Origin of the sequence: Yoonia sp. (genome assembly GCF_046498525.1) — a bacterium.
Classification (GTDB): Bacteria; Pseudomonadota; Alphaproteobacteria; order Rhodobacterales; family Rhodobacteraceae; genus Yoonia.
Genome location: NZ_JAWOAN010000018.1, coordinates 1 through 9,238 on the forward strand (window position 1 = coordinate 1; position 9,238 = coordinate 9,238).

General features: G+C 56.8%; 10 protein-coding genes. 5 read left to right on the top strand and 5 right to left on the bottom strand.

Annotation, left to right across the window (positions count from 1 at the left end; all coding sequences use genetic code 11):
• The 4 genes from R6T97_RS01195 to R6T97_RS01210 form a co-directional block, all read left to right on the top strand.
• Window positions 1-1,747, top strand: a 1,747-nt coding sequence (locus R6T97_RS01195) for an Ig-like domain-containing protein (protein ID WP_410347485.1), incomplete at its 5' end; no start/stop codon positions are given.
• Window positions 1,748-2,067: 320 nt separating this feature from the next.
• On the top strand, window positions 2,068-3,159 hold the full coding sequence (locus R6T97_RS01200) for a TolC family protein (RefSeq protein ID WP_410347492.1): 1,092 nt from the start codon (window positions 2,068-2,070) through the stop codon (window positions 3,157-3,159).
• Window positions 3,156-5,273: an ATP-binding cassette domain-containing protein gene (locus R6T97_RS01205; protein ID WP_410347486.1), complete on the top strand. Its 2,118-nt coding sequence runs from the start codon at window positions 3,156-3,158 to the stop codon at window positions 5,271-5,273. Before R6T97_RS01200 ends, R6T97_RS01205 begins: the two co-directional genes overlap by 4 nt.
• Window positions 5,274-5,378: 105 nt before the next feature.
• On the top strand, window positions 5,379-6,467 hold the full coding sequence (locus R6T97_RS01210) for an HlyD family efflux transporter periplasmic adaptor subunit (protein WP_410347493.1): 1,089 nt from the start codon (window positions 5,379-5,381) through the stop codon (window positions 6,465-6,467).
• A 277-nt stretch (window positions 6,468-6,744) separates the two neighbouring features.
• Here R6T97_RS01210 and R6T97_RS01215 read toward each other — a convergent pair whose 3' ends face one another.
• The 5 genes from R6T97_RS01215 to R6T97_RS01235 all read right to left on the bottom strand — a co-directional run bounded on the left by R6T97_RS01215 (window position 6,745) and on the right by R6T97_RS01235 (window position 8,977).
• On the bottom strand, window positions 6,745-6,990 hold the full coding sequence (locus R6T97_RS01215; protein ID WP_410347487.1) for a hypothetical protein: 246 nt from the start codon (window positions 6,988-6,990) through the stop codon (window positions 6,745-6,747).
• 5 nt (window positions 6,991-6,995) lie between these two features.
• Window positions 6,996-7,673, bottom strand: a complete 678-nt coding sequence (locus R6T97_RS01220) for a YcbK family protein (RefSeq protein WP_410347488.1) — start codon at window positions 7,671-7,673, stop codon at window positions 6,996-6,998.
• Between the two features lie 129 nt (window positions 7,674-7,802).
• On the bottom strand, window positions 7,803-8,117 hold the full coding sequence (locus R6T97_RS01225) for a hypothetical protein (protein WP_410347489.1): 315 nt from the start codon (window positions 8,115-8,117) through the stop codon (window positions 7,803-7,805).
• Between the two features lie 80 nt (window positions 8,118-8,197).
• Window positions 8,198-8,527 (bottom strand): hypothetical protein, encoded by a 330-nt coding sequence (locus tag R6T97_RS01230; protein WP_410347490.1) that lies wholly within the window; start codon window positions 8,525-8,527, stop codon window positions 8,198-8,200.
• 3 nt (window positions 8,528-8,530) lie between these two features.
• Window positions 8,531-8,977, bottom strand: coding sequence for a hypothetical protein (locus R6T97_RS01235; RefSeq protein WP_410347494.1), 447 nt, complete (start codon window positions 8,975-8,977; stop codon window positions 8,531-8,533).
• On the opposite strand from R6T97_RS01235, the gene R6T97_RS01240 reads away from it, so the two are divergent.
• On the top strand, window positions 8,941-9,132 hold the full coding sequence (locus R6T97_RS01240; protein WP_410347491.1) for a hypothetical protein: 192 nt from the start codon (window positions 8,941-8,943) through the stop codon (window positions 9,130-9,132). The genes R6T97_RS01235 and R6T97_RS01240 overlap by 37 nt on opposite strands.
• Window positions 9,133-9,238 lie beyond the last annotated feature (106 nt).

Below are 9,238 nucleotides of genomic sequence, written 5' to 3' on the forward strand. Positions count from 1 at the left end.
TCCTACACTTTCTATAGATCAGCCTGAGGTAACCGCTGGTGGTGAAGACATGGTGCTGTCCGGCGTTACTGAATCTGGTGCCACGGTCAAGGTAACGCTTGCGGGCCAGTCCGAGCGCACAGCGACTGTGGAGGGCAACAGTTGGACGCTCACGATCCCAGAGAGTGAGTTGCCTGAGGATGGCGTTTATGAAATCACTGTGGAGGCCGAGGACCTGGCCGGCAATACCTCAGCTCCTAAGACTGCTAACGCTACGATCGACACGACACCTCCTACACTCTCCATTGATCAGCCTGAGGTAACCGCCGGTGGTGAAGACATGGTGCTGTCCGGCGTTACTGAGTCTGGCGCCACGGTCAGGGTAACGCTTGCGGGCCAGTCCGAGCGCACAGCGACGGTAGAGGACAACAGTTGGACGCTCACGATCCCAGAGAGTGAGCTGCCTGCGGATGGCGTTTATGAGGTCACTGTGGAGGCCGAGGACCTGGCCGGCAATACCTCAGCCCCTAAAACTGCTAACGTCACGATCGATACAACATCTGAAATTGAAATCGATCTGCCATTGGATAACTCGCCAGGTGATTACGGCGTTATCAACGCTGATATGAGCAGCAATTGGGTTTTGACTGGCAAAGCCGAAGCGGGCTCACAAATTGTACTTAGCATTACGGATGGTACGACTGTCACGCTTCCAGCTGTCGACGCCGATAGCCTGAATGGGAATTGGTCAGTCCCAATTCCGGTGGGCAAGGTACCTGAAGATGGTGAATATAGCATTATTGCAACGGCCACCGACGTTTACGGTAATGTGGACACTGATCAGGTTGCAGTTACCATTGATAGGAATTCTGGGATCACCGTCGATAATCCCGATGTGACAGAAGACGGAATTATTAACGCTACGGAGGCGTCAATTGGCTTTGATGTGACTGGCACAGCGGATGCTGGTGCCACTGTGACCGTTACTTTGCCAAATACAACCACACAGGAGGTAACTACTGGCGCGGATGGCCATTGGACACTTTCGGTGACGCAGGAAATGATTGGGGACGAAAGCAGTGGACCAATTACAGCGAGCGCCATTGATCCCGCAGGCAACCCCTCAGAAACCGTAGCAGTAAATGATGGCGTGGATATTAAGGTGGACACAGTCATTCCAAACGCGCCCAGAGTGGAAGAGATTTACTCTAACAGTTCTAATGATATCAATCAGATCGAACTAACGCTTGCGGACGGAATTAATATATACTCGGTGGATGATCTGTCTCTCACTGACACCACTTTGGTCTCCGAAGTCCGTAACTCCAGCAGCGATAATGGTCAATTCTCCTTGAACCCAGATATTCTGGCAGGCTCGGATTTCATGATTTCAATTGGCGACGACTCAGATGGAGATGTTAACACCGTGGATCCGATCAACACGGTTAGCACCTTGGTCTTGCGTGGGGCAACCAATCAAGAATTTGACGGGAGCGAACTATTCGTTAGTGGTTTCAACGTCGTCGGATTAGACCTGACTTATATAACAAATGCAGAGATTGTTCTCGGCAAAGGAGATATCGCAGGTCTTGCCACTAACTCTGATCAGCTCCTGATAACCGGAGATTCTGCAGATTCCGTTGATATTACTGGTGCGTCAAGGTTGGGGACAGAAGACGTGGGCGGTATCACATTCGATGTCTTTAATTATTCTGACACGGGCGAGAGAATCCTGGTCGAGGAATCAATTCAACTTCAAATCACTTGAACCGATGACTGGAGCCCCAATCATCCGAAAGCTAGCCTACTTCGCAGTCAAAAGCGTGGTGTTTCACTGCCTCAAATGGTTTTGATGGGACCGTGGGCTGACGCAGGTGTGTCATGAACGTATATCCACGACAGGCGCGGATTCTTCTCTGTGTCTTAGCAGCAAGTGCATTTGCTGGATGTGAAAGCGAGCGTCCCCTTGTTGCTGGTAGCTCAGACCTGAGTCAGCTTAGCGCGCAATCAGAGCTTATTTCAGAGTTGGCTCTTCGCAAGTCTGTGTATCCTGTGGGCAGCCGAAATGCGCAGATCGCGCATGCAGTTATGAACAACGCAACTCGCGTAGCGTCAGCGGATCTCTGGGCAGCAGAGCTTCGCGTGATGGCGGCCACAAAAAACTGGCTTCCTGGGATTACGCCGAGCCTAAGCCTAGATGGTCTCGGCGCTATGGTGGCTCAAATAGCTGTAGAGCAGGTACTATTTGATAACGGTCGCCGTAAAGCGCTGCGTGAAGTGGCATGGGCGGAGCTTGAAGTAGCAGCCGTAGATGTCTCAATCGACGCCAATAACCGCGTTCATGATGCGCTTTCGCTATTGGTGGAGGCTGCCTATCATGCCAAGGAAGCAGCAGTCGCCGAAAACGCTGTCTTGCGCATGTCGGCGCTTGCCGAAGTGGTCGCGCTCCGCTCTGATAGCGGCTATGGTGATCCCGGCGATGGCAGCAGCATCATGCTGCGTCTCGCAGAGATGCGTGACCGTCAGGCCAGCTCAAGCCGTAGGCAGGCGCGTGCGTTGAACGAGTTGGAGCGGCTTGCAGGCCGCCACCCGGAAGCACTATCTGGGGCTGATGAAACGATAGAGTTAGGCTTAGTAACGGAGGGACTTGCGTCGCTTAGCGTGCTGCGCGCCGCCGCTGAGCGTGACCGCAAGGATGCAGAAGCCCGTGCTTCGCGCGCTGCGATGTTACCACGCATCGGCCTCAGCGGCACAATGCAACGCTCAGACGGCGAAACCCGATCAGAGGTCGCTCTACTGGCAGGGGCCGAGGGCGTGATTGGCTTGGGTACTCGTAGTGCGATTGCAGCGCAAAATGCGAGGATCGCCGTCGCCGAACAGACGCTGCTGCAGGCCAAAGAAGACGCCAGTCGGTCGATGCGTCGCGCAAGTGCAGATCTGCTGGAGATGGAGGCCAGCTTTGATCGGATGGATAGTTTGATCGCAATGGCTCACGGTACCTCCAGCTTGTATCTGGCGCAATTTAGGGAAGGGCGGCGCAGCATTGTCGAGGTGGTTGCAAGTTTTGATACCCTATGGTCACTGCAATCTCGAAAGTCACAATTGTGGGCTGAGGCAGAGCGGGCGAGGCTGGCTCTTGGACGTGACTTGGGGGTTTTGATTGATGGACGTGAGCTGTGAGCAATAAGGCAGCGAGGCGCGATCAGGACATCGAAATAGCGCACGCGCGCGCTGCAATTGTAGCAGCTTGGGCGCGGGTGCGGCTTGATCACCAGGTCTTCGCAACTGATCTGGAACATCGCGCTCTTGAAGGAACAAGCCTCGAAGCTTTGCTTGCCGAAGAGGGCCTTCACATAGAGCGCCTTCCCGTCGCGCAGCCTGGCCCACAGCATTGGCCAGCTTATGCCGAAGGCTTAGCAAATGCTGGAGGCTTGGTTCTGTCTGAGCAAGGTGGCATTTTGAATGTACTCGCTTTTGAAGACCCGAGATCGCCCCGACAAATTTCGCGCGCAGAGTTCATGGCCGACTATTCTGGCACATTGCTCATTGCGCAGCCTATTGGTGAAGTACTCTCTGCGCGGGGAGGGGTAAAGGGGCGCGGCGCGCATTGGTTTTGGTCGGCGCTAATCCCATTTCGCGGTTGGCTTGCGATCATATCGATTGGTTCGCTGACGGCAAATCTTCTTGCCCTTGGTGTGGCACTGTTCGCGCTGCAGGTGTATGACCGGGTCATCCCACATGAAAATCTTGCCACATTGACCGTGCTGACCATCGGTGTGATCTTGGCTGTCCTACTTGAGGCGGTAATTCGTATCGCGCGGGCGCGACTGATTGATAAGGCCGGGCGTGATGTGGATATCACCCTCTCGGAGCGGTTGGTTGGGCGGCTGTTGGGGATGCGGCTTGATGCACGCCCAATGGCCCCGGCACAACTAGTGAGCAGTCTACGTGAGACCGCTGCGATTCGTGAGTTTTTCACCACAGCCGCGAGCGGCGCGCTGACTGATCTGCCTTTTTTGCTATTGTTTCTCGTTGTTATAGCCACGATCGGTGGGCCGCTTGTGCTGATTGTGATTGTGGGAGGCTTCTTGATGGTACTTCCGGGTCTATTGATGCGGAAGCGGATGGCGCGGCTGATGGACGAGAGCCTCGGCAGCTCAAGCCGCGCTGGCATGCTCTACCAAGAAATTGTCTACCATCCTGAGAGTATCCGCGCGCTCGGTGCCGAGCCACGCTATCGCCACAGGGTCATGGATGTGGTGCGGATGATGGGTGAGACTGGCTCAGAACAACGCCGTATTAGCGCTATGCTCGCAAGCTGGGCGGGTGCCACGCAACAGATCACCTATGTGCTGATGGTGGTGGCCGGGGCGTTCATGGTGTTCGCCGGCCAGTTTCAAGTAGGCTCCATCGTGGCGCTCTCGATCTTGACCGGGCGTACACTCTCGCCGCTCTCGCAGCTTTCCTCAATTCTCTCACGCTGGGCAATGCTCAAGACAGCGATGTTGGGCCTTGGCCAGATTGCAGAGGCCGAGCAGACCCGTGATGACAAACGCCAATATCTGCGCCGTCCGAATCTTAACGGCCGCTACGGACTGGAGAAGATCCGCTTTAGCCATGACCCTGACGGTCCACCAGATCTTTTACTGGACGGGCTGGTGTTTCAGCCTGGACAAATTACTGCGCTGCTCGGAGGGAATGGCGCAGGCAAATCCACGCTACTACGCCTCTTGGCTGGACACATTCGTCCGCAAGATGGCTTGGTGACACTAGATCATGTTGCGATGAACCAGATCGACCCTGACGACCTAGACTACGCCATCGGCTGGATGCCTGGCGAAATTCGGCTGTTTGCGGGTTCGCTTCGCGATAATCTTGCCCCCTCAGAGCGGCTGTACCAAGATGAAAAACTAATGACTGCGCTGGATTTCGCAGGGCTTGGTGCGGTTATTCGTGATCATCCCAAAGGCTTGGATATGATAATCAATGATGGCGGTACGGGTCTTTCTGCCGGGCAACGGCAGAGTGTTGGCTGGGCACGGCTTTGGTTGCAGGATCCGCGCATTTTGTTGCTCGATGAGCCCACCTCGGCGCTCGACACGACGCTTGAGACCCAATTGGTTGAAAGGCTGAAGCCTTGGCTTGCAAACAAAATGGCGGTGATCGCAACACATCGCATGACAATGCTGCCACTTTGTCAGCGCACTCTGGTACTGCATCGCGGCCGCCTAGCCATGGATGGCCCGCGCGATAGTGTGCTGCGACACATTTCCGAGGCAAAAGAATCTCATTAGAAAGAGGAGGCGGGAACATTGAGCGGAACATTTGGCGCCCCCCACAGGGCCGGTCCTCCTGCCCGACCAGCCGCGGTACTCTGGGTCTCCGCACTTGCGTTGGTGGTGTTCTTGGTCTGGAGCTCTTTCGCCGTTGTGGCTGAAATGGTCCGTGCACCGGGGGAAGTGGTTATGGCAGACCGCTCTTTGATCATTCAAAACCTTGAAGGTGGCATTATAGCCGAACTCGGTGTCACCGAAGGCGATATCGTGCAGCCTGGCGACTTGCTGGTGCGGTTGTCTGACACCCAATATCGCGCCGCGGTCGATGAACTGGCTCGCGATATCGCCACACTGGAAGTGCGCCGCGCCCGGCTTGAGGCTGAGATAGCCGGGGTGCCGAATTTCACGCTTGATCCGGAGCTGGAAAAACTTGTCCCAGATATTGCGGCGTCTGAGAGGGCCCTGTTAGTTGCAAGGCTGGAGTCTGAAGAGACTACCCGATCGGGTTTGGCGCGACTGTTGGCCGATGCCGAGGAACAGGCAGAGCTGATGGGGTCACTTGCCGCTCGCGACCTCATCGCCCCGATTGAAGCGCTCAACGCCCGCAAAGCCATGAATGAAGCGAGGCTGCGCCATGATGAGGCGATTGTTGGCGTGTTGCGCGAGCGTGCAGAGGTCTATTCCGCAACGCTCTCGCAATTCGCCGCTCTGCGACAAACACGTGCAGCGCGGCAAGATCAGCTCGACCGTACTGTCATCCGGGCCGATATAGCGGGCATCGTGAATTCAGTGCGTCTCGGTGCTGTCGGCGGGGTCGTTGGGCCGGGCGAAGAAATACTACAAATCGTACCACTAGGGGATGCGCTTTACATTAACGCCAAAGTTGAGCCAAAAGACATTGCTCGCATACGCTCCGGCCAAGAGGTAACGATCAAGCTTTCGGCTTATGACTTCATGATTTTTGGAGCCTTAAAAGGTGAAGTAGAGCTAGTCTCTGCCGACACCTTTGCTGATCCACAAACCCAATATCCTGCCCCCTACTACCGCGTGCGCGCTCGGATCGATCGTGAAAACATGAGCCCTCGCCAAGCTGAAATCGAACTCCGCCCTGGCATGCAAGCAACTGTCGAACTGCATACCGGGGAAAAGAGCATTATGCATTACCTGCTCAAACCTCTGTTCCGGGGCGCCGAGGCGTTCAGTGAACCGTGACTGAAGTGTTCCGGCAAATTCGGACAGCGTGCTAAGATGTATCCAATGCGAATGAATGGATACGAGAATGACGAAGTCACGGAATTTTCCAGATTCGATTTTATTCCCGTGTTGCAGTCAGGGGCCGCATGTCCTTGCCTGCTCCCTTAACACTGCATAATCCGCCAGCCAACCAACGATCAGCGCGCCTTCAGACAATGCTTCTAATTCCTCCGCCACCCGCACCTGCTCGGCGTGACTATATTCCACCACCGGCGGACAGGCGCTGTGTGGCGTTTCAGAATCCACCCCTGCGCAGCCGGTCAAGAAGATCATCGCGGCTGCGAGGGCGATCTGCGGCCGCGTCCAGCATGTCTCGCTGTCCATGATTGGTGTGCTCCAGATTGGTCAGGCGCTCTGCTACGCGCCCGGCGCGTTCGCCCTGGCGACGTAGATTGAGAAGGAAGAGGGCGGATGTCAGGATCATGAGGCTTGTCACGGCCAAGCGGCGCAGCAATTGCCCGGGAATAATCGTTTTCCACATCAGCGTCACCCTTTTTGCCAATCGTCGAGGCGGGCATAAATCACGACGGCGAGTCCGGCAAGCGCAAGGGCAATCAAGACGTAACGCAGGGTGTCGAGATAGGGCACGAGCGGCAGAATAGCTCCCTGTGCCTCGGTAAGCACTTCCTGTGCAACCTCGACCCCGGCGGCACCGATGGTTGCCACGCCTGCCGCTCCGGTGCCTTTCAGCGTGCGGCTTTCTGCAAGCACCTCGCGCGCTTGCGGTGCTTCTACGGCAAAAGCGACCTCACGCTGCGGAAACGGCTGGCCCCAAGACCGCGCAGGCCCCAGATCGATATGCATGAACCCAGACCGCGGATAATAGCCGAACCCGAGGAACCCCACTGCTCGCGCGGCGGCCTCAAACGCAACCGGATCATGGTTGCCCATGGCAATATCAAACGCGGTGCCATCCATATGCTTTGAGCTGGGCGCTGCGCCCTTGAGCGACGCGTTGTGCGCCGGGCTGCGATAGGCGGAGCGCACAATCAGCGGCTTACCCAACCGATCACGCAGTGCTTGCAGCTTGTCCAGCGCTTCGGGGTGCAGCTTGAGCTGCCCTGTGCCGCGACAGGCAATCTCGGCTGGCGAGAAGTCCGTCCAGCGCCAGAGGTTTTGCGGCACGTCGCGGAAGTGCCGGAATGTGCGGATCGGGTCGGCCATGATGTAGTCCTTTCAAATGACAAAACCCGCCGCAGGTGCGACGGGCTCTATGATGGGTTCGGGTTGTATCGGTATTCTTGTTGCAGAGATGCCTGTGCTGTGTGGAACATTGCACCAGCCGCTAACGCCTCAGCCTTTTGCGCGCCGGGTTGCTGGGCTGCGGGTCGTTTTAGGCGGTGGCGCCTGCACGGATTGGGCCAGCGCAAAATCAGCCAGCCGTTCATCGAGCCGCAGGATGGCCGCGCGCAGATCGCGTAGCGCTTCTTTTAATTCTGCGCGGTCTTCGTCGCGCTGGTCCTTGCGCTCGGAAAGCAGCGTCATGATGCGCAGCACTTCCTTTTCGTGGGCGCCGAGTTTCTGGTTATGAACCCAGAGAATGGCCGCCATGGGAATGATAACCCATTTCATGAGTGCATCGACCATGGTCCAGAGTGCGATCTCCATTGGTATGCGTCCTTTTTGGTGTGGTGATTTTGAGGTGAGGTTATGTCGTGCAGAGGGAACGCTTGGGCGCGCCCCATCGCTCAGCCAGGCAATCCCGGCACATCCCGGATGATGAACACATCGATGAAGCCATGATTGGGGAAGGTCTCGATGGTGCCATCAGCGTAGGTCACGCGGAACTCCGCCTCATAGCGGCCCGCGATATCTGTCTCGCCGGGATCCCAGGCATGCGCGACCACCGCTGGCTGGAACACGCTCTGGAGCTCCGCGGGGCGATCAATCACGGTCGCGCCACCTCGCAAGCGCATCTGGAAGCGGACCATTGCGCCGACCAGTGACACGCTCTCGGGCAAAAGGGCAAAGCGCAGGGCCGGCGATGTATCGCCACGTTTGATGATGAACTTCTGCATGGATCAGCCTTTCAGAATACGACCTGTGCGCGGCTCTGCGCGCAGGACACCGCTGCGTGGCACTGTAATGACCGACCCGCCTTGGACCGTATCGGGTGATGTGAAACGGCGTTGACCCGGCGGTGCCCGTACCCCGAACGTCAGCAGCGTGAGCGGCCAGGTCCCATAACAAAACGCGGCAGCGACCGTCATTGATGCCTGACCTGTGCCATCGGGCTGGACGGCCTGCGCGGAGAGCTCGCCCTGAAGCCCTGACGCGCCTGTGGCGTGCAGGTGTGGCGCAAGAACGGGCTGTGCGAGGGCGCGGCTGCTCACGCGAAGTACCGAGTGCCCCGTGACTTTGATGAGACGGGCTGCATCACCGACCACGGCAATATCCCCGGTGCCTGTGCGGGTGACAGTGAATTTGTCCAGTGCGCGGGCCCCTGCCGCCACTTCGGCCCCGGCCACAGCATCCAGATCAAAACTGGCCTCTGTCGCGGCGTGCCTCCCGGGGCCTGACCATCGAACTGGATGAAAAAGCCATGGCCTACCTGGCTCAAAAAGGGTATGACCCCAGCTTCGGAGCCCGGCCCCGGAAAACCTTCGGAAGACCTTCGGAATGAGTTCGGAATGAGTTCGGAAAAAATTCGGAAGAAATTCGGAACCATTTCTACTCTGATAAATAGCGAAGCAACCAGGAATAATGCGCTTATTCAGGATCATTTTGAA